27 protein-coding genes are annotated in these 26,504 nt (G+C 66.0%); 17 read left to right on the plus strand and 10 right to left on the minus strand.

Annotated elements, in window-relative coordinates; genetic code table 11:
* Positions 1-20: 20 nt before the first annotated feature.
* Genes WNM05_RS05685 through WNM05_RS05700 form a run of 4 tightly spaced genes read left to right on the plus strand, consistent with a single transcriptional unit; the run spans position 21 to position 2,420 of the window.
* On the plus strand, positions 21-398 hold the full coding sequence (locus WNM05_RS05685; protein WP_434633271.1) for a PilZ domain-containing protein: 378 nt from the start codon (positions 21-23) through the stop codon (positions 396-398).
* Positions 399-455: 57 nt separating this feature from the next.
* A complete protein-coding gene (locus tag WNM05_RS05690) occupies positions 456-1,226 on the plus strand; it encodes a TatD family hydrolase (RefSeq protein ID WP_434633274.1) in 771 nt (256 codons plus the stop codon).
* 13 nt (positions 1,227-1,239) lie between these two features.
* A complete protein-coding gene (locus tag WNM05_RS05695; RefSeq protein WP_434633276.1) occupies positions 1,240-1,629 on the plus strand; it encodes a hypothetical protein in 390 nt (129 codons plus the stop codon).
* A gap of 14 nt (positions 1,630-1,643) precedes the next feature.
* Positions 1,644-2,420, plus strand: a complete 777-nt coding sequence (locus tag WNM05_RS05700; RefSeq protein ID WP_434633279.1) for an MBL fold metallo-hydrolase — start codon at positions 1,644-1,646, stop codon at positions 2,418-2,420.
* Between the two features lie 45 nt (positions 2,421-2,465).
* Here WNM05_RS05700 and WNM05_RS05705 read toward each other — a convergent pair whose 3' ends face one another.
* From WNM05_RS05705 to WNM05_RS05720, 4 genes are all read right to left on the minus strand, one after another.
* Positions 2,466-2,930, minus strand: coding sequence for a CreA family protein (locus WNM05_RS05705; RefSeq protein ID WP_434633281.1), 465 nt, complete (start codon positions 2,928-2,930; stop codon positions 2,466-2,468).
* Positions 2,931-3,008: 78 nt separating this feature from the next.
* Positions 3,009-3,314 carry a chorismate mutase gene (locus WNM05_RS05710; RefSeq protein WP_434633282.1) on the minus strand — a complete coding sequence of 102 codons (306 nt, stop codon included), beginning with the start codon at positions 3,312-3,314 and terminating at the stop codon, positions 3,009-3,011.
* Between the two features lie 13 nt (positions 3,315-3,327).
* On the minus strand, positions 3,328-4,350 hold the full coding sequence (gene trpS / locus WNM05_RS05715) for a tryptophan--tRNA ligase (protein ID WP_434633283.1): 1,023 nt from the start codon (positions 4,348-4,350) through the stop codon (positions 3,328-3,330).
* A gap of 227 nt (positions 4,351-4,577) precedes the next feature.
* On the minus strand, positions 4,578-4,988 hold the full coding sequence (locus tag WNM05_RS05720; RefSeq protein ID WP_434633286.1) for a nuclear transport factor 2 family protein: 411 nt from the start codon (positions 4,986-4,988) through the stop codon (positions 4,578-4,580).
* A gap of 103 nt (positions 4,989-5,091) precedes the next feature.
* Between WNM05_RS05720 and WNM05_RS05725 the strand changes: the two genes are divergently transcribed.
* Complete coding sequence (locus tag WNM05_RS05725; protein WP_434633289.1) at positions 5,092-5,844, plus strand: AraC family transcriptional regulator; 753 nt, start codon at positions 5,092-5,094, stop codon at positions 5,842-5,844.
* Here WNM05_RS05725 and WNM05_RS05730 read toward each other — a convergent pair.
* On the minus strand, positions 5,743-6,027 hold the full coding sequence (locus tag WNM05_RS05730) for a hypothetical protein (RefSeq protein ID WP_434633290.1): 285 nt from the start codon (positions 6,025-6,027) through the stop codon (positions 5,743-5,745). The two genes, WNM05_RS05725 and WNM05_RS05730, sit on opposite strands and share 102 nt — an antisense overlap.
* A 170-nt stretch (positions 6,028-6,197) precedes the next feature.
* On the opposite strand from WNM05_RS05730, the gene WNM05_RS05735 reads away from it, so the two are divergent.
* Positions 6,198-6,554 carry a translation initiation factor Sui1 gene (locus tag WNM05_RS05735; RefSeq protein WP_434633292.1) on the plus strand — a complete coding sequence of 119 codons (357 nt, stop codon included), beginning with the start codon at positions 6,198-6,200 and terminating at the stop codon, positions 6,552-6,554.
* A gap of 12 nt (positions 6,555-6,566) precedes the next feature.
* On the opposite strand, the gene ppsR is transcribed toward WNM05_RS05735, so the two are convergent.
* On the minus strand, positions 6,567-7,388 hold the full coding sequence (ppsR, locus tag WNM05_RS05740; protein ID WP_434633294.1) for a posphoenolpyruvate synthetase regulatory kinase/phosphorylase PpsR: 822 nt from the start codon (positions 7,386-7,388) through the stop codon (positions 6,567-6,569).
* A 279-nt stretch (positions 7,389-7,667) separates the two neighbouring features.
* On the opposite strand from ppsR, the gene ppsA reads away from it, so the two are divergent.
* Entirely contained in the window at positions 7,668-10,055 is a 2,388-nt protein-coding gene (ppsA, locus tag WNM05_RS05745; protein WP_434633297.1) for a phosphoenolpyruvate synthase, read from the plus strand.
* A gap of 67 nt (positions 10,056-10,122) precedes the next feature.
* Here the strand turns inward: ppsA and WNM05_RS05750 are convergent, their stop codons facing one another.
* From WNM05_RS05750 to WNM05_RS05765, 4 genes are all read right to left on the minus strand, one after another.
* Complete coding sequence (locus tag WNM05_RS05750; RefSeq protein ID WP_434633298.1) at positions 10,123-10,776, minus strand: redoxin family protein; 654 nt, start codon at positions 10,774-10,776, stop codon at positions 10,123-10,125.
* Positions 10,777-10,883: 107 nt separating this feature from the next.
* Positions 10,884-12,209, minus strand: a complete 1,326-nt coding sequence (locus WNM05_RS05755) for a dicarboxylate/amino acid:cation symporter (RefSeq protein WP_434633301.1) — start codon at positions 12,207-12,209, stop codon at positions 10,884-10,886.
* A gap of 142 nt (positions 12,210-12,351) precedes the next feature.
* Positions 12,352-12,954: a MarC family protein gene (locus tag WNM05_RS05760; protein ID WP_434633303.1), complete on the minus strand. Its 603-nt coding sequence runs from the start codon at positions 12,952-12,954 to the stop codon at positions 12,352-12,354.
* 146 nt (positions 12,955-13,100) lie between these two features.
* Positions 13,101-15,698: a THUMP domain-containing protein gene (locus WNM05_RS05765; RefSeq protein ID WP_434633306.1), complete on the minus strand. Its 2,598-nt coding sequence runs from the start codon at positions 15,696-15,698 to the stop codon at positions 13,101-13,103.
* 129 nt (positions 15,699-15,827) lie between these two features.
* On the opposite strand from WNM05_RS05765, the gene mutY reads away from it, so the two are divergent.
* The 10 genes from mutY to erpA all read left to right on the plus strand — a co-directional run bounded on the left by mutY (position 15,828) and on the right by erpA (position 26,457).
* On the plus strand, positions 15,828-16,874 hold the full coding sequence (gene mutY, locus WNM05_RS05770) for an A/G-specific adenine glycosylase (RefSeq protein ID WP_434635121.1): 1,047 nt from the start codon (positions 15,828-15,830) through the stop codon (positions 16,872-16,874).
* A gap of 92 nt (positions 16,875-16,966) precedes the next feature.
* Positions 16,967-19,171 (plus strand): RelA/SpoT family protein, encoded by a 2,205-nt coding sequence (locus WNM05_RS05775; RefSeq protein WP_434633308.1) that lies wholly within the window; start codon positions 16,967-16,969, stop codon positions 19,169-19,171.
* Positions 19,172-19,389: 218 nt separating this feature from the next.
* On the plus strand, positions 19,390-20,157 hold the full coding sequence (gene deoC, locus WNM05_RS05780) for a deoxyribose-phosphate aldolase (protein WP_434633311.1): 768 nt from the start codon (positions 19,390-19,392) through the stop codon (positions 20,155-20,157).
* 105 nt (positions 20,158-20,262) lie between these two features.
* Positions 20,263-21,588, plus strand: coding sequence for a thymidine phosphorylase (gene deoA / locus WNM05_RS05785; protein ID WP_434633314.1), 1,326 nt, complete (start codon positions 20,263-20,265; stop codon positions 21,586-21,588).
* A gap of 15 nt (positions 21,589-21,603) precedes the next feature.
* On the plus strand, positions 21,604-22,821 hold the full coding sequence (locus tag WNM05_RS05790) for a phosphopentomutase (RefSeq protein WP_434633317.1): 1,218 nt from the start codon (positions 21,604-21,606) through the stop codon (positions 22,819-22,821).
* Positions 22,822-22,914: 93 nt separating this feature from the next.
* Positions 22,915-23,625, plus strand: coding sequence for a purine-nucleoside phosphorylase (gene deoD, locus WNM05_RS05795; RefSeq protein WP_434633319.1), 711 nt, complete (start codon positions 22,915-22,917; stop codon positions 23,623-23,625).
* Between the two features lie 376 nt (positions 23,626-24,001).
* Positions 24,002-24,430 carry a 50S ribosomal protein L13 gene (gene rplM, locus WNM05_RS05800; protein ID WP_101707011.1) on the plus strand — a complete coding sequence of 143 codons (429 nt, stop codon included), beginning with the start codon at positions 24,002-24,004 and terminating at the stop codon, positions 24,428-24,430.
* Between the two features lie 15 nt (positions 24,431-24,445).
* Positions 24,446-24,838, plus strand: a complete 393-nt coding sequence (rpsI, locus tag WNM05_RS05805; protein WP_434633322.1) for a 30S ribosomal protein S9 — start codon at positions 24,446-24,448, stop codon at positions 24,836-24,838.
* A 136-nt stretch (positions 24,839-24,974) separates the two neighbouring features.
* Positions 24,975-26,003, plus strand: a complete 1,029-nt coding sequence (argC, locus tag WNM05_RS05810; RefSeq protein WP_434633324.1) for an N-acetyl-gamma-glutamyl-phosphate reductase — start codon at positions 24,975-24,977, stop codon at positions 26,001-26,003.
* 121 nt (positions 26,004-26,124) lie between these two features.
* Complete coding sequence (erpA, locus tag WNM05_RS05815; protein ID WP_370448048.1) at positions 26,125-26,457, plus strand: iron-sulfur cluster insertion protein ErpA; 333 nt, start codon at positions 26,125-26,127, stop codon at positions 26,455-26,457.
* The last annotated feature ends 47 nt before the right edge of the window (positions 26,458-26,504 follow it).

A 26,504-nucleotide genomic window follows, 5' to 3' on the forward strand; every position in this document is an offset into this window, starting at 1 on the left:
ACGTTAAAGGGGCCCGCCGCATGGATGCCGCCAACAACCGGCCGGATCTGAACAATCCCAATCGCCCCGGCGTGCTGTCGCTGCATATCAAGGAGCGCAGCGCGCTGTTCGCCGCCTATATGCCCTTCGTCCGCAACGGCGGCATCTTCATCCCGACCAACAAGGAGATGCAGCTCGGCGAGGAGGTCTTCCTGCTGCTGACGCTGATGGAAGACCCGCAGCGCATCGCGGTGCAGGCCAAGGTGGTGTGGATCACGCCGGGCGGCGCCAACAACAGCCGGGTGCAGGGCGTGGGCGTCGAGTTCGTCGCCGGCGATGCCGGCAAGCAGGCCAAGGACAAGATAGAGAGCCTGCTCGGCGGCGTGCTCAATTCCAGCCGCCCGACCCATACGATGTGAGGCCGGGCCGGCGCTCGTGATATCCTGTAGGCCGGATTCACGTTTTCGCCGCAGACCATGCTGATCGACTCCCACTGCCACATCAATTTTCCCGATCTCGCCGAGCGCATGCCCGAGGTGCTGGCCAATATGCGCCAAAACCAGGTGACGCATGCGCTGGTGATAGGCGTCAGCCGGCCCAAGTACCCGCAGGTGCTGGCGCTGGCCGAGGCCCAGCCCAATCTGTACGCCACCGTCGGCGTCCATCCGGACGATCCGGAGGCCGAGGAATACAGCGAGGACGAACTGGTCGAGCTGGCCGCCCATCCTAGAGTGGTCGGCATAGGCGAGACCGGCCTCGACTACCACTGGTGCAAGGGCGATCTCGCTTGGCAGCACCAGCGTTTCCGCACCCATATCCGCGCGGCCAAGCGCGTCGGCCTGCCGCTGGTGATCCATACCCGGGAGTCGGCTGAGGACACGATACGCATCATGCGGGAAGAGCATGCCGAGCAATGCGCCGGCGTGATGCATTGCTTCACCGAGACCTGGGAAGTGGCGGAAGCGGCGCTGGCGCTGGGCTTCTACATCTCCTTCTCCGGCGTGGTGACGTTCAAGAACGCCAAGCAGGTGCAGGAAGTCGCGCAGAAGGTGCCGCTGGACAGGATGCTGATCGAGACCGATTCGCCGTATCTGGCGCCGGTCCCGTTCCGCGGCAAGATCAACGAGCCGTCCTATGTGCGCCATGTGGCCGAGTTCATCGCCCAGCTGCGCGGCATTTCTCTGGACGAGGTGGCCGCGGCCACCACCGACAATTTCTTCCGCCTGTTCGCCAAGGCGGAGCGCTGAAACGGAGGCTGCGATGCGGCGGTTCGCGTCTTGTCTGGGCTTTATCGGTCTGCTGGCCGCCGCCGCGGCGTCGGCCAACTGCGTCAATCTCGGCGATCGCAGCTATTGCGCGCCGCAGGGCGGCCAGGCGGTGCTGCATCAGGGCTTGCCGTATTGCGGCGCAGGCGCCTGCGTCGTCGACGAGTTCGGCAATCTGTTCTGCTCGCCGTATCCCGGCGGCGGGGCGATACGCGCCGGCGGCGGCTTCTATGCCGGACCGGGCATGTGCCTGCTGGGGCCGGACGGCAGTCCGCACTGCGCGGCGACGCCGGGCGGCAGCTGCAATATCGCGCCGGGCGGCCAGGTGGTCTGCGACGGCGGTTCGGTCGCGGTGCCGGCGGTGCGGCCTCAGCCGTGCCGGTGACGATGGAGAGGCCCGTGAATACGCTGGAGGTCACCATCCTCGGTTGCGGCTCCAGTTCCGGCACGCCGGCGATAGGTTGCCGCTGCGCCACCTGCCTCTCGGACGACAGCCGCAACCGGCGCACCCGCGCCAGCGCCTATGTGCGCGTCGGCGAAATGGGTTTTTTGATCGACACCGGTCCCGACCTGCGCCAGCAGGCGCTGCGCGAGGGGCTGTCCCGGCTGGACGCGGTGCTGTACACCCACCCGCACGCCGACCACCTGAACGGCATCGACGACCTGCGGGCCTTCTGCTATCTGAAGCAGGGGCCGATCTCGCTGTACGGCAACGACTTCACCATGTCCAATATCCGCGAGCGTTTCGGCTACGCCTTGCTGCCGCCGTCCAGGATGTGGGACAAGCCGGTGCTGCTGCCGGAAACGGTGAGCGGGCCGTTCCGCCACCAGGGCGTCGAGCTGACGCCGATTCCGCTATTGCACGGCAGTTGGCCGTGTCTGGGCTGGCGCATAGGCAATATGGCCTGGCTGACCGACCTGTCGCAGATACCCGACGACAGCCTGCCCTTGCTCGAGGGCCTGGAGCTGCTCTTCCTCGACTGCCTGAATCCCGATCCCTATCCGTCGCATCTCAGCGTCGACGAGGCCCTGGCCTGGGCCGCGCGGCTGGGCGCGCGGCGCACCGTGCTGATCCACATGACGCACAGGCTGGAATACCATGCGCTGAGCGCGCAGTGTCCGCCCGGCGTCGAAGTCGGATTTGACGGCTGGAAGGCCACGCTGCTTATGGGATGATGGGGGTAATGCTATAAAACATGATTTTTATCAATAGCTTACCATCTATTTTTTCACCGGGATCTTTTGGTCCAGCACCGCCACCGCGGTGATGGCGTTGTCCGGGCTGCCGTCGACCAGCTTGTCCGAGTAGGTCAGATAGGTCAGCACGTTTCGCTTGGCGTCGACGATGCGCACCACCCGCACATGCTTGAACACGAAGGACGCACCTTCCTTGAACACCTGTTCCTGCGGCGGAATCGGCTTGCCGAAGCGTATCGCGCCGACCTGGCGGCAGGCGACCGAGAAGCGCGACGGGTCCTTGGCCAAACCCATCGCCCCCTTGTAGCCGCCGGTCTTGGCGCGCGACACATAACAGGCGACGCCCTGCACCGACGGGTCGTCGAACGCTTCGACGATCACCTTGTCGTTCGGGCTGAGCAGCTTGAAGGTGGTCGACACCTCGCCGACCTCTTCGGCGAGCGCCGGCGCGGAGAAAAGAGCGAGCAGCAGCAGGGCGGTCTTGTTCATCGATTCATTCCTCGTGGCTTCGGCGGCCGCGCGGCGGCCGCCATGTCATCCGCATTGTAGGGAAAGCGGCCCGCCGCCTCAATCGGTCGCCGCGCGGGCGCGGAAGGCCGCCATCTCGTCGGCGACGAAGTGCGCTATCATCGTCCGGTAGACCGCCGCCGTCAGCGCGGAGTCGGCGCCCAGCTCGCCGGCCAGCCGCTCGACGCGGCGCATCACCTGGTCGACGCGCCTCCCGCCCTCCACCTCTTCGCGGCTGTGCTTGAACGCCGCCGCCTGGCGCACATAGATGCCGCGCTCGGCGATCAGCGCCACCAGCTTGCGGTCGACGCGGTCTATCTGTTCCCGGACTTCGTCCAGGTTTTGGCACTGGTAGACATGCTCCATGTCGGACTCCGGCTCAGTAGTAGTTCAGGCCCATCGCCGCCTTCACCTCGGCCAGTGTGCGCGCGGCCACGTCGCGGGCGCGGCGGGTGCCCGCCTTCAACATCTCCAGCACCGCCGCCGGATCCCGGGCGTACTGCTCGCGGCGCGCGCGGATGGGTTCCAGCAGCGTCTGCAGGCAGTCTTCCAGCTGCTGCTTGATCACGGTGTCGCCGAGGCCGCCGCGGCGGTAGTGCGCCTTCAGTTCGGCCACCCGCTCGCGATCCGGGTGGAAGGCGTCCAGATAGGTGAACACCACATTGCCCTCCACCTGGCCCGGATCGGCCACGCGCAGGTGGTTCGGGTCGGTGTACATCATCTTGACCGCCTGGCGGATCTCGTCGGGGCCGGCGGACAGCGTCAATGCGTTGCCCAGCGATTTCGACATCTTGGCCTTGCCGTCTATGCCGGGCAGGCGCGCGCCGATCTCCGGCACCACCGCCCTGGCTTCGACCAGCACCGGCTGGTCCACGCTGGCGTTGAAGCGGCGAACGATCTCGTTGGTCTGTTCTATCATCGGGATCTGGTCGTCGCCGACCGGCACGATGGTGGCCTTGAAAGCGGTGATGTCGGCGGCCTGGGCGGCCGGGTAGGTCAGGAAGCCGGCCGGGATGTCGCGCTCGTAGCCGCGCTGCTTGATCTCGTCCTTGATCGTCGGATTGCGCTCCAGCCGCGCCACCGTCACCAGGTTCAGGTAGTAGGACGCCAGCTCGGTCAGCTCCGGCACCAGGCTCTGGATGAAGATGGTGCTTTTGGCCGGATCGATGCCGACGGCCAGGTAGTCCAGCGCCACCTGCAGCACGTTGTCGCGCACTTTCAGGTAGTTGCCCATATTGTCGGTCAGCGCCTGGGCGTCGGCCAGCAGCAGGAACTGTTGGCAACGGTCCTGCAGGATGACGCGGTTCCTCAGCGAGCCGACGTAATGGCCCAGATGCAGCTGGCCGGTGGTCCGGTCGCCGGTCAGGATGATGTCTTGCGGGCTGATGGTGTCCAGATTCATGCCTATCTCCGTCTGATTGGGGAGGAGACCGACAAGGTGGACTGGGAGTGACCGCCAAAAACTAAACCCGGTGCGCCTTGTCGGCAGCCTCCGGGTTTGATTGCATATGCGTTCGCCGGCGCCGCCTAGGAGAGGCGCCACCACCAGAATCGGATTGCGAATGCGGGTGCGGTTTTCATCGTTTCATCAAACCACGGCGCCGCGCGCCGCGTCAAGCCCCATCGTCGTCATTGGCGGGAGCCCAGGTCGCGGTCGGCGGCCGGGCCCGCCAGCTGGCGGGTCAATTCGTCGCAGGCGGTGATCCTGCCGCCGCGCAGCGTGATGTGGGCCTGTACCTGGAACAGCGCGGTTTTCCCGTCCTTCTTGGTGACGCGAACCCGATGATGGGTCAGCACGCAGTCGTGGTCCTGGGCGACGGCCAGGAAGTAGACTTCCATTTTTTCGACGACTTCGCGCTGCGCGCGCAGATGGCGCTTGAAACCGGCGAGGTCCAGCTCGTGGCCGTCGACGCGCTGGCGGTAGTCCGGGGCGATGTAGCGGGCGACGCTGTCGTCGTCGACGCGGCCGGCTTCGATCAACTGTGAGAACATGCCGCGGACGATGGCGAGATTGTCGGGCGCTGGAATGGTGGTGCTCATGTCGGCGGTCTTCGGCGATGGGGCGATGCCGACACTGTAGGGGCTTTACCGCGTGATGCGTTAACGGCAAAGTATCAATTATTGTCGTGATCGGATCATTGTTGTGAGTGTCGCGAACTGCCCGCTGCATTGCCTGGCGATGCGGGGAATATCGGATGGCGGCGTCGCCAGCCATGCCCACGATGTCGGCCAGCTGATCTATCTGCGCCGCGGTGCGATGCTGTGCCAGAGCGAGACGATGCGCTGGCTGATGGTGGCCGGGCAGATAGGCTGGATTCCCGCCTGCATCGCGCACAGCGCCGAGCCGGTGGCCGAGCTCGACGGCGTGATGGCCTATGTCGACGGCGCCGAGTATCCGCAGTTGCCGGCCGAGGCGACGGTGATGCCGGCCGGCGGGATGATGGGCATGCTGCTGGAGCGTCAACTGAGTTACGAGACCGAGCCGTGGACCGGCAGGCGGCAGCGGCTGGCCGCGGTGATCGTCGACGAATTCTTGCGCTTGGCGCCGTTGCCGCAGCAGTTGCCGCTGCCCGGCGAGCCGCGCTTGCGCCGGCTCTGCCTGCGGATGCTGGCCGCGCTGGAGCGGCCGTGGTCGCTGGACGGGCTGGCCGCCGCGCATGGCTTTTCGCGCGCCGGCCTGACGCGTGCCTTCGTACGCGATACCGGCCTGTCGTTTGGTCGCTGGCTGAGCCAGGCGAGGATGTTGGCCGCGGTGCAGCTGCTGAACGGCGGCGTCGATGCCGGGGCGGTCGCCTTACAGGTAGGCTACCAGTCCCAGAGCGCGTTTGGCGCCGCGTTCCGTCGTCATCACGGCATGGCGCCGGGCGAATTCCTGCGTGGTCAGCGACGGGAATGAGATCGACGGCGAGCCGCCGATGGCGGGCTGCTGGTTTTGCAGCAGCCGGCGCAGCAGCATCTCGGCGAATTCGCGCTGGGCTTCGTCGCCCGGACGGGCGCCGGCCTCGACGCCGTTGACCTGCCGCTGCGGCGACGGGCGCGGCGGCGTGAACGGCGGACGGTGGGGGTCGGGGATGTTCATCGTCGGCAATCTGGCGTGGTGGTTTCCTTCTTTGAGAGCGCTTGGTTTCTATCGTTCTGATCAGGCTGGGAAATTTACAAATAAACAATGGGATAGCGATTGATCCGCCAGGGCCCGAATGGCATGAAAGGCCGCGGGGCGGGGCGGACGCGCAGCATGGGGAACGTTAAATGGCAACAGGGAAGAGCGGCGGTCTGGTGTATTCGACCGAGCATGGCAGGATGTGTCCGACGTGTCGGCAGCCGGAAGCGCAATGCGTGTGCGGGAAGACTGCGCCGCCGGCCGGAGACGGCGTCGCGCGGGTGTCGCGCGAGACCAAGGGCCGCGGGGGCAAGGCGGTGACGGTGGTGAAGGGCCTGCAGCTGGACGCAGACGGGTTGGCCAAGCTGGGGAAGCAGCTGCGCGCGCGTTGCGGCAGCGGCGGCACGGTGAAGGACTGGACGCTGGAGATTCAGGGCGACCACGTGGAAATCGTGATCGCCGAGCTGGTCAAACTGGGTTTCAAGGCCAGGAAGGCCGGCGGCTGACCGGCCGCGGGATCAGAACTTCCTGCCCAGCGACGCCTTGTGCATGATGGTGGAGGCGATCTCCTCGATGGACTTGTGGGTGGTGCTGATGAAGGGCACGCCGTGGTGGCGGAACATCGATTCCGCCTCGTTGACCTCGCGCCGGCAGTTGTCCATGCTGGCGTACTTGGAGTCGGGCCGCCGCTCGGAGCGGATATTGTGCAGCCGCGCCGGATCGATGGTCAGGCCGAACATCTTGTCCTTGAACGGCAGCAATATCTTCGGCAGCGTCGGGCTGCCTAGGTCTTCCGGCGTCAGCGGATAGTTGGCGGCGCGGATGCCGTATTGCAGCGCCAGATACAGGCAGGTCGGCGTCTTGCCGGAGCGGGACACGCCGACCAGGATCACGTCCGCCTCGTCCAGGTCCTTCAGCTTGACGCCGTCGTCGTGGTTCAGCGAGAAGTTGACCGCCTCGATGCGGTGATCGTACTTCTCCTCGTTGACCATGCCGTGGGCCTTGCCCACCGTCAGCGAGGCCTTCTGGCCGATCTCGTCCTCCAGCCGGCCGATGAAGGTTTCGAAGAAGTCTATCAGCACCACGTCGTCCAGCCGCAGCGCCTCGCGGACTTCCGGATTGACGATGCTGGTGAACACCAGCGGGCGCAGATGGTCGCGCTCGGCGGTTTCGCGTATGCGCTGGGCCAGCGCGCGCGCCTTGTCTACGGTATCGACGAAAGGCACGGTTTCGCGAATGAAATCCAGCGTGTCGAACTGGGTCAGCAATGTGTGGCCCAGCGATTCGGCGGTGATGCCGGTGCGGTCGGAGATGAAGAAGGCGGAGCGGCGGTGGGACATGGGACACCTTGCGAAGTGAATTCGGTTCCGTCGAAGTGTATACCGAGCAGGGCGACGCCGAAACCGGGGCGGGAGCGGGATTTGCTTCATGTAATCATAAAATTACATGATATTGACATAAATCGGATGGTGTTTTCAGAATCAACTGATTGATTGCATTGGGCTTGGCGGCGGGGCTGTCGCAAAAAATCTTGTGCAGCGCAAAAGTTGCTACGCAATTGGCACGTAATTCGGCTAGAATGCGGCCCATCGTCCCAATCCAACACAGGAAGTGAAGTGATGGCAGAGAACTACGTCATCTGGTTCGAGAAACTGCGCATGACCGACGTGGAAGAGGTAGGCGGCAAGAACGCTTCCCTCGGCGAAATGATCAGTCAGCTGGCCGGTTCCGGCGTGCGAGTGCCGGGCGGTTTCGCCACGACGGCGCAAGCCTACCGCGATTTCCTCCAGCACAACGGCCTGGCGGACCGCATCAGCGCCGCGCTGGCCAAGCTGGACATCGACGACGTCAGCGAGCTGGCCCGCGTCGGCAAGGAAATCCGCCAGTGGATCATCGACACCCCGTTCCCTGCCAAGCTGGACGCCGACATCAAGGAAGCCTGGGACAAGATGGTGGCCGATGCCGGCGGCGCCGACATCTCGGTGGCCGTCCGCTCCTCCGCCACCGCCGAAGATCTCCCCGACGCCTCGTTCGCAGGCCAGCAAGAAACCTTCCTGAACATCCGCGGCCTCGACAACGTCAAGGACGCGATGAAGCACGTCTTCGCCTCGCTGTACAACGACCGCGCGATCTCCTACCGCGTGCACAAGGGCTTCGCCCACGACGTGGTGGCGCTGTCCGCCGGCGTGCAGCGCATGGTGCGCTCGGACATGGGCGCGGCCGGCGTGATGTTCACCATAGACACCGAATCCGGCTTTGAAGACGTGGTCTTCATCACCGCCTCCTACGGCCTCGGCGAGACCGTGGTGCAGGGCGCCGTGAACCCGGACGAATTCTATGTGCACAAGCCGACGCTGAAGGCCGGCCGTCCGGCCGTGCTGCGCAAGACCATGGGCTCCAAGCTGATCAAGATGGAGTTCACCGACGCGTCGCAGGCCGGCCGCTCGGTCAAGACCGTCGACGTGGAGCCGGCGCTGCGCAAAGCATTCTCGATCAACGACGCCGAAGTGGCGGAACTGGCCCAGTACGCGCTGATCATCGAAAAACACTACGGCCGCCCGATGGACATCGAGTGGGGCCGCGACGGCGTCGACGGCAAGCTGTACATCCTGCAGGCGCGTCCGGAAACCGTTAAGTCGCAGGAAGACCGCAAGGACACGCTGCGCCGCTACCGCCTGAACGGCAAGTCCGAGATCCTGTGCGAAGGCCGCGCGATCGGCCAGAAGATAGGCCAGGGCACCGTGCGCACGATACGCGACGCGTCCGAGATGGATCAGGTCAAGCCCGGCGACGTGCTGGTGACCGACATGACCGACCCGGATTGGGAACCGGTGATGAAGCGCGCCGCCGCCATCGTGACCAACCGCGGCGGCCGCACCTGCCACGCCGCCATCATCGCGCGCGAGCTCGGCATTCCGGCCGTGGTCGGCTGCGGCGACGCGACCCGCGTGCTGAAGGCCGGCATGCAGGTGACCGTGTCCTGCGCCGAGGGCGACACCGGCAATATCTACGACGGCCTGCTGGACGTCGAGGTCATCGATCTGGAACTGGACAAGATGCCGAAGGCGCCGGTCAAGATCATGATGAACGTCGGCAACCCGGAGCTGGCCTTCGACTTCGCCCAGCTGCCGAACGAGGGCGTGGGCCTGGCGCGGATGGAGTTCGTCATCAACCGCCAGATCGGCATCCACCCGAAGGCGCTGCTGGAGTTCGACAAGCTGAGCCCGGAGCTGAAGGAAACCATCGCCGACCGCATCGCCGGCTACGCGAGCCCGGTGGACTTCTACGTCGACAAGATCGCCGAGGGCGTGTCCACGCTGGCGGCGGCCTTCTATCCGAAGAAGGTCATCGTGCGGATGTCGGACTTCAAGTCCAACGAGTACGCGAACCTGATCGGCGGCCAGCTGTACGAGCCGCACGAAGAGAACCCGATGATAGGCTTCCGCGGCGCCGCCCGCTATGTGGCCGAGTCGTTCCGCGACTGTTTCGAGCTGGAATGCCGCGCGATCAAGAAGGTCCGCGACGTGATGGGCCTGACCAATGTCGAAGTGATGATTCCCTTCGTCCGCACGCTGGCCGAGGCCGAGAAGGTCGTCGAGATCCTGGCCGACAACGGCCTGAAGCGCGGCGACAACGATCTGCGCCTGATCATGATGTGCGAGCTGCCGACCAATGCGGTGCTGGCCGACAAGTTCCTCGAGCACTTCGACGGCTTCTCGATCGGCTCCAACGACATGACCCAGCTGACGCTGGGCGTGGACCGCGATTCCGGCGGCCCGATCGCCTCGACCTTCGACGAGCGCAACGAGGCGGTCAAGGCGATGCTGCACATGGCCATCCAGGCCTGCCGCAAGCACGGCAAGTATGTCGGCATCTGCGGCCAGGGCCCGTCCGACCATCCGGATTTCGCCAAGTGGCTGGTGGAGGAGGGCATCGAAACGGTGTCGCTGAACCCGGACACCGTGGTGGAGACCTGGCTGTATCTGGCCAAGGAGTTGAACGGCTGAACGGCCGTTCGCCGCCGGCTTGAGGAAAAACCGCCCGGAAACGGGCGGTTTTGCTTTGTCGGCGGCCTCAGTCGCCCGCTTGCTGCCGCGACTGCTCTATTTGCCGCGCCTTCTCCAGCAGCCGCTCGGTGCCCTGTTCGCGCTCGCTCTCCTGCTGCTGGCGGGCCTCGGCCGCTTCGCGCTCGGCCTCCAGCGCCTGTTGCTCGCCGGCGCTCAGCAGCGCGTCGATGGCGTCGAAATCGAAGAAGTCGCGGGTATTGGCCAGCCGTTCCGAGTAATGCACCACATTGTTGGTGTCGGCCAGGATCACCGACGGCGAGGTGTAGCCGCTGAGCGGGTATTCGGTGATCAGCACGCCATAGCGCTTGTGGAAGTCGCGGCCGCGCAATGTGGACAGCAGCGCGATGCTGGGCAGGCCGTGCTCGTGGCGGGCGCGCGCCAGCGACGACGGCGAGTCGACGCTGATGACGATCAGCTTCAGATGCGGCCAGCGGTCCAGGAAGCGCCGGGTTTCGCGCAGCAGGTACAGGCCGCCGTGCTCGTCCTCGTCGACCGACAGCAGCGTGACGATCAGCTTGGGCGTGTGGGAGAAGCCCTCCAGCGCGGCATCCCGCTTCTGGTCGTCGACCAGCATGAAGCTGGGCAGATAATCGCCGGCGCGCGGAAAGTCGCCTATCACCGGAAGCATTTCGTCGCCGTATTGCACCCAGAAGTCGTTCATGGCTGGGTCCTCCTTATGTTTTCATCGTGGACCAGGCTAGGACAAAAGCAAGAAATCCGTTCTAGGTGCAACGAAAAACCCGCCTGGCGGCGGGTTGTTGTGGCGGATCAGCGGGCCTGCAGCGCAGGCTCCGGCATGGCGTCGCGCCTGTCCTTCGGCGGCGCAGGCGGCTCCGAGCCCTCCAGCACCTGGCGCATCCGCTCGACGTCCAGCGCCTTTTCCCAGCGGGCGACCACCACGGTGGCGACGCCGTTGCCGATCAGATTGGTGATGGCGCGCGCCTCGGACATGAAGCGGTCTATGCCTATCAGCAGCGCCAGGCCTTCGACCGGCAGCTTGCCGCCCAGCGTCGCCAGCGTCGCGGCCAGCGTGATGAAGCCGCCGCCGGTCACCGCCGCCGCGCCCTTCGAGGTCAAGAGCAGCACGCCGATGATGGCCAGCTCCTCGCCCAGAGACAGGTTCACATTGGTGGCCTGGGCGATGAAGATCGCCGCCATCGTCAGGTAGATCGACGTGCCGTCGAGGTTGAACGAGTAGCCGGTCGGCACCACCATGCCGACGACGGGCTTCGAGCAGCCGAGGTTTTCCAGCTTCTTCATGATGCCGGGCAGCGCCGATTCCGACGACGAGGTGCCGAGCACCAGCAGGATCTCCTCCTTGATGTAGACCAGGAAGCGCCACAGGCTGAAGCCGGACAGGCGGGCTATCGTGCCCAGCACGACGAAGACGAAGGCGAAGCAGGTCAGGTAGACGCAGGCCATCAGGAAGCCCAGCTGCTTCAGCGAGCCGATGCCGTACTTGCCTATGGTGAAGGCCATCGCGCCGAAGGCGCCGATCGGGGCCAGCTTCATCAGCATATTGATCACGCCGAACAGCGCGTGGGAGAACTCGTCCAGGATGTGGACGATGGTCTTGCCGTTGTCGCCCATCTTGGTCAGCGCCAGGCCCAGCAGCACCGAGAAGGTCAGCACCTGCAGGATCTCGCCGCTGGCGAAGGCGCCGACGACGGTGTCCGGGATGATGTGCAGCAGGAAGTCGACGGTGTTCATTTCCCTGGCGCCGGCGGTGAACTTGGCGATGTCCTTGGAATGCAGCGTGTGAGGGTCGATGTTGAGGCCGGCGCCGGGCTGCAGCAGATTGACGACGATCAGGCCGATGAGCAGCGCCAGCGTCGTCACCGCCTCGAAGTAGAACAGCGCCTTGACGCCGACGCGGCCCACTTCCTTCATGTCGCCCATCTTGGCGATGCCGACGACGACGGTGGCGAAGATGATGGGCGCGATCATCATCTTGATCAGCTTGATGAAGGCGTCGCCCAGCGGTTTCATCTTGGCGCCGAGGTCCGGCGCGAGGGTGCCGAGCGTGACGCCCAGCGCGATGGCGATCAGCACCTGCACGTACAGGCGCGAAAAGAACGGAGTCTTGGTTTGCATGGTTCTCCCGACTGGCGTTGATTGCATGGCGTGTGGACTCTGCGGTCCATTTTCAAGGCGATGCTAACAACTGCGATCAGCCGGGAGCATTGTCGATATCCCTATCGGGGATAACCCTGATGCGCTATCCGCTTTGAATGCTTCAGTTCAACTGCTTCAGATAGGAGGCGAAGCCGCTGAGCAGCATCTCCACCGAGATCGCCGTCAGCACCAGGCCCATCAACCGTTCCAGCGCGGTGATCGCCTGTTCGCCCAGCAGCCTCTGCAGCCGGCTGGAGAACAGGAAGGTGACGGTGGTGACCAGCATGCAGATGGTCAGCGCGCCCATCCATTCCAGCATACGGCCCGGTTCGCGGGTGGACAGCAAGAGCACGGTGGCCATCGCCGACGGGCCGGCGATCAGCGGGATGGCGATGGGCACGATGAAGGGCTCGCCGTGCAGCTTGTCGCCGCCGAACACGCTGCCTTCGCCGGGGAAGATCATCTTGATCGCGATCAGGAACAGGATCACGCCGCCGGCGATGCGCATCGATTCGTCGGTCAGATGCATCAGTTCGAGGAAGTTGCGGCCGAACAGCATGAAGATGGTCAGCACCAGGAAGGCGATCAGGCATTCGCGGTAGACGACGCGGCGGCGGCGTTCGGGCTTGACCTGCTTCAGCGCGGCGATGAACAGCGGGATGTTGCCGAGCGGATCGGTGATCAGGATCAGCAGAATGGTGGCGGACAGGAAGGAGGTTTGCATTTGGGTGTGGCCAGGGTGGTTCCGGCCGCGATTATCGCATGCCGCCAGAATGGCGGCGAGCGCGGATGCGACTGAAAATTAACCGTTTTCGCGGCGAGCGGGCGAAAAAATGCCGCCCGTTCGGGCGGCATGTCGTCGTCGGACGCTTATTGCTCGTCGGAGGACTCGGCCTCGTCTCCTGCCGCGTCCTTCTGCTTGCGCGCGCTGCCTTCGACCATATTGATGACGAACAGCCGGCATTGCAGCGAGCCGTTGTACAGCGGCGTGCGGCGTTTCGGCGCCAGGTGGATCAGTTTGCCCAGGCGCAGGTCGCCGCTGAACAGGCAGGCGGTCCAGCCGGCGAAGTGGGCCTTCAGCCAGTCGCCCAGCTCCGGATACCAGGCGGCCAGCTGATCCTGCTCCTCCAGCCTCACGCCGTACGGCGGGTTGCTGACGATCAGGCCGTGCTCGGCGTGCGGGCGGGTGTCCGCCACGTCGGCCGCCGACAGCTCTATCAGGCCGGCCAGGCCGGCGCGCTCCAGATTGGCGCGGGCGATGTTGATCATGCCCTGGGCGCGGTCGGAGCCGCGTATCGGCAACGAAGCCGCCGGCAGCTCGGCCTTGCGGGCGTCCAGCTGCAGCTTTTCCCAGGCGGCGGAGTCGAAGCTCAGCAGCGCCTCGAAGCCGAAGCGGCGCGAGCGGCCCGGCGCGCGGTTCAGCGCGATGTCGGCGGCCTCGACCAGGAAGGTGCCGCTGCCGCACATCGGGTCCAGCAGCGGCTGGCTGCCGTCGTAGCCGGCCAGCATCAGGATGCCGGCGGCGAGGTTCTCGCGCAGCGGCGCCTCGCCGGTCTCTTCGCGCCAGCCGCGCTTGAACAGCGGTTCGCCGCTGGTGTCCAGATAGATGGTCGCCTTGTCGGCGGAGAGGAACACGTTTACGCGGACGTCCGGATGGCGGGTGTCGACGCTGGGTCGGCCGTGCTGGGCCTGACGGAAGCGGTCGCAGATCGCGTCCTTCACCGTCAGCGCGATGTAGTCCAGGCTCTTGACGCGGGCGGAGATGCCGTCGGCCTTCAGCTTGATGGTGCGGGACACGTCGAACCAGCGCGGCCAGTCCACGCCCATCGCCAGCCGGTAGATGTCCTGCTCGGCGCGATAGTCGCCATGGGCCAGGCGCAGCAGCACGCGGCTGGCGGTACGGCAGTGCAGGTTGGCCGACATCATCAGCCGCGCGTCGCCGGCGAAGGCCACGCCGCCGTCGGTCGCCTCGATGTCGCCGGCGCCCAGCGCCAGCAATTCGTCGGCCAGAACCTGTTCCAGGCCGCGCGGGCAGGGGGCGAACAGCGCCAGCCGGCTGTCCTGGCGGTGGGTGATCACGTTTTCGGCGCGGGGGGCCGGCGCGTGGCCGTGGCCGCCGTCGTGCGGACGCTGTTCGAAGCCGCGGCGAGGCTGGTCCATCCGGTGCGATTCGTTCAGCGGCTGCAGGCCGCGCGCATGGTGCTCGGGCCGGCTGTCGCCGCGCTTGGCGAACAGCTTGCGCGGGGCGCCGTCGTCGTCGGACGGGCGCGGGTCGCGTGCCTGCCATTGCGGTTTGTCGTCGCGGCGGAAGCGATTGTCGCGCTCGCCGTCCTCGCGTCGGGCGAAAGTCTTGCGCGGACCGTCGTCGCGGGAGGCGCGCTCTTCGCGCGGCTGCCATTGCGGCTTGTCGTCGCGGCGGAAGCGGTTGTCGCGCTCGCCGGCCTCGCGTTTGGCGAACAGCTTGCGCGGGGCGTCGCCGTCGTCGGACGGGCGCGGGTCGCGTGCCTGCCATTGCGGCTTGTCGTCGCGGCGGAAGCGATTGTCGCGCTCGCCGTCCTCGCGTCGGGCGAAAGTCTTGCGCGGACCGTCGTCGCGGGAGGCGCGCTCTTCGCGCGGCTGCCATTGCGGCTTGTCGTCGCGGCGGAAGCGGTTGTCGCGCTCGCCGGCCTCGCGTTTGGCGAACAGCTTGCGCGGGGCGTCGCCGTCGTCGGACGGACGCGGGTCGCGGGCCTGCCATTGCGGTTTGTCGTCGCGGCGGGATTCGCCTTCGGCGCGCGGCGGGAACGGGCGCGGCGGCGCATCTTCGGTATGCAGCGGCTTGCGGCCGGACGGGCCGCGGTCGCGGCTGTAGCGCTTGTCCTGCGGCGCGCCGTCGCGGCGGGTGTCGGAAGCGCGTTCGGCGCCGTCGGGCAGCGGCTTGCGATTGGAGGGACCGCGGTCGCGGTCGTAACGACGCTCCTGGCCGGCGTCAGGCTGGCGCTTGTCGAAACGGCGGTCGTCCTGGCGCGGCTGCCAGGCCGGCTTGTCGCCGTCGCGCTTGAAGCGCTGGCCGTCGCCGCGCTCGTCGGCGCGCTTGTCGAAACGGCGGTCGTCCTGGCGCGGCTGCCAGGCCGGCTTGTCGCCGTCGCGCTTGAAGCGTTGGCCGTCGCCGCGCTCGTCGGAACGTTTGTCGAAGCGGCGGTCGTCCTGGCGCGGCTGCCAGGCCGGCTTGTCGCCGTCGCGCTTGAAGCGCTGGCCGTCGCCGCGCTCGTCGGAACGTTTGTCGAAGCGGCGCGGCTCCTGGCCGGGCTTCCAGTCCGGCTTGCCCGGGCCCGGACGCTGGCCGGAGTAGGGCGCGCGCGGCTTGCCGTCCCGCGGCTGATTCTCCGGGGCGTTCGGGTTTCCGCCTGCCGGCGAGTTGGCCGCGCGTTCACGGCTGGTTTGATCGCGGCGCTGGCTGGCGCGTTGGCGGGAGCGGAAACTGGACATGAAACGACCTCGAATGGGCAAGCTAAAATAAGTAATCCTTTAATTTTAACGTATTTGGCCGCCGCCTGCTTGGTGGCGCTGCGGCTTTCCGCTACCATAACCGGTTCGATTCGATGATGGATTGCGATGTTGCACAGCGATTTCGCCACCCGGCTGGTGGCCTGGCAGCGGCGGCATGGCCGCCACGACCTGCCTTGGCAGGTGAAGGATCCGTACCGGGTGTGGCTGTCCGAGATCATGCTGCAGCAGACCCAGGTGAAGAGCGTGCTGGACTACTACCCGCGCTTCCTGGCCCGTTTCAACGATGTGGCGGCGCTGGCCGCCGCGCCGGTCGACGACGTGCTGGCGCAGTGGAGCGGCCTGGGCTACTACAGCCGGGCCCGGAATCTGCACAAGGCGGCGAGGATGGTGATGGACGAGTTCGGCGGCGCGTTTCCGGCCGAGCGCGAACGGCTTGAGCGGCTGCCCGGCGTCGGGCGTTCGACCGCCGCGGCGATTTCCGCCTTCGCCTTCGGCCGACGCGAAACCATTCTGGACGGCAATGTCAAACGGGTGCTGGCCCGCTGCTTCGGCGTGGACGGCTTCCCCGGCGACAAGGCCGTGGAAAAGCGGATGTGGGCGCTGGCCGAGGACATTCTGCCGGCCGACGCCACCGACATCGGCCCGTATGTGCAGGGACTGATGGATCTGGGCGCGACGGTGTGCAGCCGCGGCAAGCCGGCCTGCACCGTCTGTCCGATGGTCGACGGCTGCGTGGCGGCGCGCGAGGGCCGCACCGGCGAACTGCCGACGCCGCGGCCGAAAAAGACGGTGCCGACGCGGCACACGGCGATGCTGCTGGCGCGGCACGGCGACAAGGTATGGCTTCAGCGCCGGCCGCCGACCGGCATCTGGGGCGGATTGTTGTCCTTGCCCGAGTTCGGCACCACATTCGAGATAGAGGACTGGCTGCGGCAGGCCGGCGACGGCGACATGCTGCCCGCCTGGCCGGAGCTGGAACATGTATTCACCCATTTTCGCCTGATCATCACGCCTCAACCGGTCCGCATCGACCGTCTGACGGCGGCCGGCGTCGCCGAGGCCGATGGCCGGTGGCTGGACATCGATCAGGCTGTCGACGCCGGCGTGCCGGCGCCGGTGCGCCGCCTGCTGTTGAGGCTGGCGGCGAACGATTGAAGGGGGCAGGCCAGTCCTGTCCGCGTGGCCCATCCGATGGCCGGGCGAGCCCGGCCGTGGTTAAGACGGCGAGTCCGTCCAGATAGACAGATATGGTTTCCGTAGTCCGCACCGTTGCCGATACCCTGGCCGACGCCGCCGATCCGGCGCGCTGGCTCGAACATATGTCCGCCGCCTTCCCCGCCGAGGACGGCGCGCTGCTGGCGCGCGCCTTCGACGCCGCGCGCGAGCTGTACGCCGGCAAGACCGTTCCGGCCACCGGCGAAGACCTGTTCGGCCACGCGGTCGCCGCGGCCGCCATCGTCGCCGACCTCAACCTGTTGCCCGACGCCATCGTCGCGACGCTGTTGTTCGCCGCGCCGGACTATCGCGCCGACTGGCAGGCCTGGCTGACGGAAACCTTCAACGCCACGGTGGCGATGCTGGTCGACGGCGTCGGCGGCGTCCGCCGCATCACCGAGTTCGCCCGCATCGACAGGATGGCGACGCCGGAGGATTGCGCGCGCCAGGCCGAGACCATGCGCAAGATGCTGCTGGCGATGGTGGCCGACATCCGCGTCGTGCTGATCAAGCTGGCCTGGCGCACCCAGACCATGCACTACCTGGCCAATGTGGCCGACGAGGCGGTGCGCCGCCGCATCGCCGGCGAGACGCTGGAATTGTTCGCGCCGCTGGCCAACCGGCTGGGCGTGTGGCAGATCAAGTGGGAGCTGGAGGACCTGGGCCTCAGGCACACCGAGCCGGACACCTACAAGAAGATCGCCAAACTGCTGGACGAGCGCAGGCTGGAGCGCATCGACTACATCGAGCGGGTGCTGGACATCCTGCGCGGCGAGTTGAAGAGCGCCGGCGTCAGGGCCGAAGTCGCCGGCCGGCCCAAGCACATCTATTCCATCTGGAAGAAGATGAAGAAGAAAAAGCTCGATTTCAGCGAGCTTTACGACATCCGCGCGGTGCGCATCCTGGTGGACAAGCTGCCGGACTGCTACACGGCGCTGGGCATCATCCACGGCATGTGGCAACCGATACGCGGCGAGTTCGACGACTACATCTCGCATCCGAAGGCCAACAACTACCGCAGCCTGCACACCGCGGTGGTCGGTCCGGAGGACAAGGCGCTTGAGGTGCAGATCCGCACCTTCGAGATGCACGAGCACGCCGAGTTCGGCGTCGCCGCGCACTGGCGCTACAAGGAGGGCGGCAAGGGCGACGCCGCCTACGAGGAAAAGATCTCCTGGCTGCGCCAGTTGCTGGACTGGCGCGAGGAGATGTCGGACCGCGAGGGCCTGGCCGAGGCGTTCAAGACCGAGCTGTTCGCCGACACCATCTACGTGCTGACGCCGCAGGGCCGCGTGCTGGCGCTGCCGCAGGGCGCGACGCCGATAGACTTCGCCTACGCGATCCATTCCGGTCTCGGCCACCGCTGCCGCGGCGCCAAGGTCGAGGGGCAGATCGTACCGTTGTCGACGCCGCTGCAGAATGGCCAGCGGGTCGAGGTGCTGACGGCGAAGGAGGGCGGGCCGTCGGTGAACTGGCTGCACGACGGCTGGGTCAAAAGCCACAGGGCGATCTCAAAGATACGCCAGTACATCCGGCTGCAGAACGCCGACACCGTCCGCGAGACCGGCAAGGCGTTGTTCGAGCGCGAGCTGTCGCGCCGGCCGCACATCCAGCCGAATCTGCAGCAACTGGCGGAGAAGCTCGGCTACGACAAGCTCGACGAAGTCTACGGCGCGCTGGGCCACGGCGAGCTGACCACCCGCGCCGTCAGCAACGCGATCACCAGCTTCGCGCCGCCGCCTACGCTTGAGGTGCTGCCGGAGAGCCTGGTCAAGGCCAGCAAGGGCGGGCACGACGCCGGCGGCGTGCTGATCGAGGGCGTCGACAATCTGATGACGGTGCTGGCCAAGTGCTGCAAGCCGGCGCCGCCGGACCAGGTGATGGGCTTCGTGACCAAGGGCCGCGGCATCTCGATACACCGCAGCAGCTGCCTGACGCTGAAGAAGCTGTCGCAGGAGGTGCCGGAACGGCTGATCGCGGCGGAGTGGGGCGAGCAGAAGAGCAGCGTGTTCCCGATAGACATCGAGGTGATCTCGCAGGACAGGCCGGGCCTGCTGCGCGACATCTCCGACGTGCTGTCGCGCGAGAAGCTGAACCTGATAGGCGTCAACACGCTGGCGCGCGACATGCGCAGCCGGCTGCGGCTGACGGTGGAGGTGCGCCAGGTGCAGGACATCAGCCGCGTATTGTCGCGGATGATGGAGCTGTCCGGCGTGCAGGAAGCGCGTCGGGTATAGGCCGGATGACGACGGGACCGGCCGGGATGTCCGCGTGGCGGCCATCCCGGCCGGTTCGGCTTTTGGGCGACGTCGCGCCGGCGGTTTGCGTTTGAGCAAGCCGGCGCGATTCGCGATTTGCTTTCACGTGAAGAAATTTTCATAATCATTCTTCTCCCGGGCAAGCATGGCGTCATGCCGACGCGGCCTGGCCCGGGAGGATTCCGAGAGAGAACGACATGTCTGCATTGATTGAAGCCGCGCGCCGCGCGCTGTCCCTGATGGACCTGACCACCCTCAACGACGACGACACCGACGAAAAAGTGATCGCCTTGTGCCGCAAGGCCAAGAGCCAGGACGGCACCGTGGCCGCGATGTGCGTCTACCCGCGTTTCGTGCCCGTCGCCAAGAAGGCGCTGCGCGAGGCCGGCTGCCCTGAGGTGTTGGTGGCCACCGTCACCAACTTCCCGCACGGCAACGACGACATCGCCATCGCGGTCGCCGAGACGCGCGCCGCCATCGCCTACGGCGCCGACGAAGTGGACGTGGTCTTCCCGTACCGGGCGCTGATGGCCGGCAACGGCGACGTCGGCTTCGAGCTGGTCAAGGCCTGCAAAGAGGCCTGCGGCGACAAGCTGCTGAAGGTGATCATCGAAAGCGGCGAGCTGAAGGACGCGGCGCTGATCCGCGAGGCCAGCGAGATCTCCATCCGGGCCGGCGCCGACTTCATCAAGACCTCCACCGGCAAGGTGCCGGTCAACGCCACGCTGCCGGCGGCCGAGACGATGCTGGCGGTGATCAAGGAACAGGGCGGCCGCTGCGGCTTCAAGGCGGCCGGCGGCGTCAAGAGCGCCGCCGAGGCGGCCGAGTACCTGGCGCTGGCGGCGAGGCTGCTCGGCGAAGGCTGGGTGGACGCCCGCCATTTCCGCTTCGGCGCGTCCAGCCTGCTGGCCAATCTGCAGATCGAGATCGCCGGCGGCGTCGCCAAGCCGAGCAGCGCTTACTGATCGAATCAAGCATACGCGGGTTTACCGCACTCTGGCCGGGCGACTCCCGGCCGCTCCCCGGTGGCGCGTTTGCCGTGCCGCCGGGACACAGGCAGGGAGATTGCCATGTTTTTGCCGCAGGAAATCATACGCAAGAAACGCGACGGCCAGACGCTGTCGCAACAGGACATCCAGCAATTCGTCGCCGGCATCACCGATAACAGCGTCGCGGACAGTCAGATCGCCGCGCTGGCGATGGCCATCTACTTCAACGGCATGGAGCTGGACGAGAACGTCCACCTGGCGCTGGCGATGCGCGACTCCGGCCGCCGCATGCACTGGAAAGACCTGGACCTGCCGGGCCCGGTCGTCGACAAGCACTCGACCGGCGGCGTCGGCGATGTGGTGTCGCTGATGCTCGGGCCGATGGTCGCCGCCTGCGGCGGCTTCGTGCCGATGATCTCGGGCCGCGGTCTCGGCCATACCGGCGGCACGCTGGACAAGCTGTCGGCGGTGCCCGGCTACAATCCGTTCCCGGAGCCCGAACTGTTCCGCAAGGTGGTCAAGGACGTCGGCGTGGCCATCATCGGCCAGACCTCCGACCTGGCGCCGGCCGACCGTCGCTTCTACGCGACCCGCGATGTCACCGCCACCGTCGAATCGATCGCGCTGATCACCGCGTCCATCCTGTCGAAGAAGCTGGCGGCGGGCCTGGACGTGCTGGTGATGGACGTCAAGGCCGGCAGCGGCGCCTTCATGCCGACGATGCAGAAGTCCATCGAGCTGGCCGAGCGCATCGTCAAGGTCGGCAACGGCGCCGGCGTCGCGACCACCGCGCTGATCACCGAGATGAGCCAGCCGCTGGCCTCCACCGCCGGCAACAGCATAGAAACCCGCGAGGCGGTGCGCTACCTGAACGGCGACGAGCGCAATCCGCGCCTGCACGAGGTGACGATGGCGCTGTGCGCGCAGATGCTGATAGGCGGCAAGCTGGCCGCCGACGAGACCGACGCCCGCGCCAAGCTGCAGGCCGGGCTGGATTCCGGCCGCGCCGCCGAGATCTTCGGCCGCATGGTGACCGCGCTGGGCGGTCCGGCCGACTTCATGGAAAACTACGATCGCCACCTGGCGCCGGCGCCCATCGTGCGCCCGGTGTTCGCCGACCGCGCCGGCTATATAGCCTCGATGGACACCCGCGGCATCGGCATGGCGGTGTGCGCGCTCGGCGGCGGACGCCGTCTGGCCTCCGATGTGCTGGATTTCCGCGTCGGACTGTCGCAGTTCGTCGAACTGGGACAGAATATCGGCAGGGACACCCCGCTGATGATGATCCACGCCGCCGACGAGGCGAGCTTCGAAGACGCGGCGCGCCGCGTCAGGGCCGCCATCCGCGTCGACGATGCCGCGCCGTCCGAGCTGCCGCTGGTCTACCAGATCATCCGCGGCGAATAAGGCCGGGGAGGCATCATGAAACGCGCAATCATTCTGATACTGGACTCGTTGGGCATAGGCGCGGCGGCCGACGCGCCGAAGTTCGGCGACGCCGGCAGCAACACGCTGGGCCATATCGCGATGGAGGCGGCCGCCGGCCGCGCCGACGTCGGCCGCAGCGGTCCGTTGAGGCTGCCCAATTTGTCGAAAGTCGGCCTGGCCCACGCTTGCCGGCTGTCGTCCGGCTATTTCCCCGAAGGCATGGATACGGCCGAGCCGGTGGCCGCCTACGGCTACGCCCGCGAAATCTCCAGCGGCAAGGACACGCCGTCCGGCCACTGGGAGATCGCCGGCGTGCCGGTGCTGTTCGACTGGGGCTACTTCAGCGAGCACGACGACAGCTTCCCGCGGGAGCTGCTGGACGCCATCGTCGAGAAGGCCGGCCTGCCGGGCTATCTGGGCAACTGCCACGCATCCGGCACCGAGATCCTGGACCGCCTGGGCGAGGAGCACATGAAGACCGGCAAGCCGATCTTCTACACCTCGGCCGATTCGGTGTTCCAGATCGCCTGCCATGAAGAGACCTTCGGCCTCGACAAGCTGTACGCGCTGTGCAAGATCACCCGCGAACTGTTGGAGCCTTACAACATCGGCCGCGTGATCGCCCGGCCGTTCATCGGCGAGGGCCGGGGCAAGTTCGCCCGCACCGGCAACCGCAAGGACCTGGCGGTCGAACCGCCGGCGGACACGGTGCTGAAGAAGCTGGCCGACGCCGGCGGCGACGTGGTGTCGATCGGCAAGATCGCCGACATCTACGCCCACGTCGGCATCACCCACAAGCACAAGGCCACCGGCTTCGATCAATTGTGGGACGCGACGCTGACGGCGATGGACAGCCACAAGGACAAGCCGGCCATCATCATGGCCAACTTCGTCGACTTCGACTCCAGCTACGGCCACCGCCGCAACACCGCCGGCTACGCCGCGGCGCTGGAGGAGTTCGACGCCAGGCTGCCGGAAGTGATGGCGGCGCTCGGCGACGACGACATCCTGATCCTGTCGGCCGACCACGGATGCGATCCGACCTGGCCGGGCACCGACCACACCCGCGAGCACATCCCGGTGCTGTGTTACGGCAGGAAGGTCAAGGCCGGTCCGATAGGCGAGCGCGCGACCTTCGCCGACATCGGCCAGAGCGTGGCCGCCCACCTGGGCCTGCCCAGAATGGACTACGGCGAGTCCTTCCTGGACTGACGCCGCCGCACCGGGCCGCCGCGCGCGGCCCGGCGTCGTTTTCCCCGTCCGGGCGAACCGGGCGGGAACAGAATCATCTAGAGGAGACCTTTAATGGCAACCCCGCATATCAACGCCAAAGACGGCGCCTTCGCCGAAACCGTACTGATGCCCGGCGACCCGCTGCGCGCCCAGCTGATCGCCGAGACCTTCCTCGAAGGCGCCGAGCTGGTCACCAATGTGCGCAACGTCTTCGGCTACACCGGCACCTACAAGGGCAAGCGCCTGTCGGTGATGGCGCACGGCATGGGCATCCCGTCGGCCAGCATCTACACCACCGAGCTGGTCAAGGACTACGGCGTCAAGAACATCATCCGCATCGGCTCCTGCGGCGCGGTGACGCCGGACATCAAGCTGCGCGAGCTCTTCGTCGCGATGGGCGCCTCGACCGACAGCAAGGTCAACCGGATGCGCTTCAACGACCACGACTACGCCGCCATCGCCGACTACACGCTGCTGCGCACCGTCGTCGACACCGCCGCCGAGCAGGGCAAGAAGATCACCGTGGGCAATGTGTTCTCCGCCGACCTGTTTTACGGCGTGCAGCCGAACATGCTGGACGTGCTGTCCAGGATGCAGGTCAACGTGATCGAGATGGAGCTGGCCGGCATCTATAGCGTGGCCGCCCAGTACGGCGCGCGCGCGGTTGGCATCCTGACCGTGTCCGACATTATCCCGACCGGCGAGGCCACCAGCGCCGAGGAGCGACAGACCTCGTTCCGCGACATGATGGAAGTGGCGCTGGACGCTGCGATCAAGCTGTAAGCCACTGAAAGTCATGAAAAAACGGACGCTTCGCGGCGTCCGTTTCCGCATCGCGGAACGGAGTGTGGCATGCGCGCAAATCGTTTATCGTGCAGTGCACAAAAAGTGCTTGCCTAATCCCGATGGGATACCGATAATCGTTAGTGCATCAGGGCGTTGCGCACTGCGGCGCCTTGGTGTTGTCTCCTCCATCCTCCTTCTTATAGGTGGAACTTGGCGCAACACGCATCAGCGTTGCGCTTTTTTTTTGGCCGTTTCCGGCCCGGATTCCGCCGTTTGTCGCCTTGTGGAAATCTGTTGTGTCACAAGGGTTTGACAGCACACCGGCCACTGCACTAGAATCCGTAACTTTCAAGAATTACGATGGAAGAGTTCCATGAAGACCTTTTCTGCCAAGCCGCATGAGGTAAAGCGCGAATGGTATGTGGTCGACGCCGCCGATAAGGTGCTGGGTCGCCTGGCTGCCGAAATCGCCCGCCGCCTGCGTGGCAAACACAAGCCGGAATTCACTCCGCACGTTGACACCGGTGACTTCATCGTCGTCGTGAACGTCGAGAAGCTGCGCGTAACCGGCACCAAGGCCCAAGACAAGAAGTACTACCGTCACTCCGGTTACCCGGGCGGTATCTACGAACGCACCTTCACCGAACTGCAAAACCAGTTCCCGGAACGCGTTCTGGAAAAGGCCGTCAAGGGTATGCTGCCGAAGGGCCCGCTGGGCTACGCCATGATCAAGAAGCTCAAGGTGTACTCCGGTGCCGAGCACCCGCACTCCGCCCAACAGCCCAAAGTGCTGGAAATCTGATTTTAAGGCATAACAATGAACGGTAAATACTACTACGGCACCGGCCGTCGCAAGAGCTCCGTTGCTCGCGTGTTCATGCAAAAGGGTTCCGGCCAGATCATCGTTAACGGCAAGCCGGTTGACGAGTATTTTGCCCGCGAAACCGGTCGCATGGTGATCCGCCAGCCGCTGGTGCTGACTGAAAACCTCGAATCCTTCGACATCAAGGTCAACGTGGTTGGCGGCGGTGAAACCGGCCAGGCCGGCGCGATCCGTCACGGCATCACCCGTGCCCTGATCGACTTCGACACCGCGCTGAAAGCTGCGCTGTCGGCCGCTGGTTACGTTACCCGCGACGCCCGTGAAGTCGAGCGTAAAAAGGTCGGTCTGCGCAAAGCACGCCGCGCCAAGCAGTTCTCCAAGCGTTAATCGCCGGATTCTGCCGCAGAAAAAACCGCCTGGCCTCTGGCCCGGCGGTTTTTTTATGTTGCGGCGCACTTGCCGCGGCCGTCCACACTGCCTAAACTGTCGCCTTTGCGACATTTTTTTATATAAAGGGCTGGCCATGATCAAGGTTGGGATCGTCGGGGGCACCGGTTACACCGGCGTCGAGTTGTTGCGTTTGCTGGCCAAGCATCCGCAGGCCCGCGTGACGGCGGTGACCTCGCGCAAGGACGCGGGCATCCGCGTCGACGAGATGTTTCCCAGCCTGCGCGGCCGCATCGATCTGGCGTTCACGACGCCCGACGAGGCCGGGCTCGGCGATTGCGACGTGGTGTTCTTCGCGACGCCGAACGGCATCGCGATGCAGGAGGCCGCCGCGCTGCTGGACGCCGGCGTCCGGGTGGTGGACCTGGCGGCCGACTTCCGCATCAAGGACGTGTTCGAGTGGGAGAAATGGTACGGAATGCCGCACGCGGCGCCGCAGCTGGTCGCCGACGCCGTCTACGGCCTGCCGGAAATCAACCGCGAGGCGATACGCACCGCCCGGCTGGTCGCCAATCCGGGCTGCTACCCGACGGCGGTGCAGCTGGGTTTCCTGCCGCTGATCGAGGCCGGCGTCGTCGATGCGGCCAGTCTGATCGCCGACTGCAAGTCCGGCGTGTCCGGCGCCGGCCGCAAGGGCGAGATCGGCGCCCTGCTGGCCGAGGCCGGCGATTCCTTCAAGGCCTACGGCGTGGCCGGCCACCGCCATCTGCCGGAAATCCGCCAGGGCCTGGCGCGGGTGGCCGGCAAGCCGGTCGGCCTGACTTTCGTGCCGCATCTGACGCCTATGATACGCGGCATCCACGCGACGCTGTACGCGCGGCTGTCCAAGGATGTCGATCTGCAGCAGCTGTTCGAGCAGCGCTACGCGAACGAGGCCTTCGTCGACGTGCTGCCGGCCGGCGGCCATCCCGAGACGCGCTCGGTGCGCGGCGCCAATCTGTGCCGCATCGCGGTGCACCGTCCGCAGGGCGGCGACACCGTCGTGGTGTTGTCGGTGATAGACAATCTGGTCAAGGGCGCGGCCGGCCAGGCGGTGCAGAACATGAACCTGATGTTCGGCCTGCCTGAGGCGGACGGCCTGGATGTGGTGCCGCTGTTGCCGTGATCGCGGGGCGTAGTCTTGAACGCTCGCCATTCGCCCCGATATCCGACTAAAATGGTGGGTGAATGGCCGCCATCGGCCCGATTGAATTGCGAGGTTACACATGACAGAAGCTGCTACCGAAATGCCGAGCCCGATCAACTTCACCGAAAGCGCTTGCGCCAAGGTGCAGGATCTGATCGCCGAAGAGGGCAATCCCGACCTGAAACTGCGCGTCTTCGTCACCGGCGGCGGCTGTTCCGGTTTCCAGTACGGTTTCACTTTCGACGAGATCGCCAACGAGGACGATACCGCGATCGAGCGCCAGGGCGTGACCTTCCTGGTCGACCCGATGAGCTACCAGTACCTGGTCGGCGCCGAGATCGATTATCAGGAAAGCCTGGAAGGCTCGCAGTTCGTGATCCGCAATCCGAACGCCACGACCACTTGCGGTTGTGGTTCTTCATTCTCGGTGTGATACTGACAGTGGTAAGAATCCAGGCCCGGGCACTTGCCCGGGCCTTT

This window comes from Chromobacterium sp. CV08 (assembly GCF_051129845.1).
Taxonomy (GTDB): domain Bacteria; phylum Pseudomonadota; class Gammaproteobacteria; order Burkholderiales; family Chromobacteriaceae; genus Chromobacterium.

Coding starts and splice junctions, on each gene's coding strand:
- deoA (WP_434633314.1), top strand. CDS start 20,263: ATGTTTTTGCCGCAGGAAATCATACGCAAGAAACGCGACGGCCAGACG.
- ppsR (WP_434633294.1), bottom strand. CDS start 7,388: ATGTCCCACCGCCGCTCCGCCTTCTTCATCTCCGACCGCACCGGCATC.
- WNM05_RS05790 (WP_434633317.1), top strand. CDS start 21,604: ATGAAACGCGCAATCATTCTGATACTGGACTCGTTGGGCATAGGCGCG.
- WNM05_RS05705 (WP_434633281.1), bottom strand. CDS start 2,930: ATGAACAAGACCGCCCTGCTGCTGCTCGCTCTTTTCTCCGCGCCGGCG.
- deoD (WP_434633319.1), top strand. CDS start 22,915: ATGGCAACCCCGCATATCAACGCCAAAGACGGCGCCTTCGCCGAAACC.
- WNM05_RS05765 (WP_434633306.1), bottom strand. CDS start 15,698: ATGTCCAGTTTCCGCTCCCGCCAACGCGCCAGCCAGCGCCGCGATCAA.
- WNM05_RS05775 (WP_434633308.1), top strand. CDS start 16,967: ATGGTTTCCGTAGTCCGCACCGTTGCCGATACCCTGGCCGACGCCGCC.
- deoC (WP_434633311.1), top strand. CDS start 19,390: ATGTCTGCATTGATTGAAGCCGCGCGCCGCGCGCTGTCCCTGATGGAC.
- WNM05_RS05710 (WP_434633282.1), bottom strand. CDS start 3,314: ATGGAGCATGTCTACCAGTGCCAAAACCTGGACGAAGTCCGGGAACAG.
- WNM05_RS05720 (WP_434633286.1), bottom strand. CDS start 4,988: ATGAGCACCACCATTCCAGCGCCCGACAATCTCGCCATCGTCCGCGGC.
- erpA (WP_370448048.1), top strand. CDS start 26,125: ATGCCGAGCCCGATCAACTTCACCGAAAGCGCTTGCGCCAAGGTGCAG.
- ppsA (WP_434633297.1), top strand. CDS start 7,668: ATGGCAGAGAACTACGTCATCTGGTTCGAGAAACTGCGCATGACCGAC.
- WNM05_RS05735 (WP_434633292.1), top strand. CDS start 6,198: ATGGCAACAGGGAAGAGCGGCGGTCTGGTGTATTCGACCGAGCATGGC.
- WNM05_RS05755 (WP_434633301.1), bottom strand. CDS start 12,209: ATGCAAACCAAGACTCCGTTCTTTTCGCGCCTGTACGTGCAGGTGCTG.
- WNM05_RS05690 (WP_434633274.1), top strand. CDS start 456: ATGCTGATCGACTCCCACTGCCACATCAATTTTCCCGATCTCGCCGAG.
- WNM05_RS05685 (WP_434633271.1), top strand. CDS start 21: ATGGATGCCGCCAACAACCGGCCGGATCTGAACAATCCCAATCGCCCC.
- argC (WP_434633324.1), top strand. CDS start 24,975: ATGATCAAGGTTGGGATCGTCGGGGGCACCGGTTACACCGGCGTCGAG.
- WNM05_RS05750 (WP_434633298.1), bottom strand. CDS start 10,776: ATGAACGACTTCTGGGTGCAATACGGCGACGAAATGCTTCCGGTGATA.
- trpS (WP_434633283.1), bottom strand. CDS start 4,350: ATGAATCTGGACACCATCAGCCCGCAAGACATCATCCTGACCGGCGAC.
- WNM05_RS05695 (WP_434633276.1), top strand. CDS start 1,240: ATGCGGCGGTTCGCGTCTTGTCTGGGCTTTATCGGTCTGCTGGCCGCC.
- rplM (WP_101707011.1), top strand. CDS start 24,002: ATGAAGACCTTTTCTGCCAAGCCGCATGAGGTAAAGCGCGAATGGTAT.
- WNM05_RS05760 (WP_434633303.1), bottom strand. CDS start 12,954: ATGCAAACCTCCTTCCTGTCCGCCACCATTCTGCTGATCCTGATCACC.
- WNM05_RS05730 (WP_434633290.1), bottom strand. CDS start 6,027: ATGAACATCCCCGACCCCCACCGTCCGCCGTTCACGCCGCCGCGCCCG.
- rpsI (WP_434633322.1), top strand. CDS start 24,446: ATGAACGGTAAATACTACTACGGCACCGGCCGTCGCAAGAGCTCCGTT.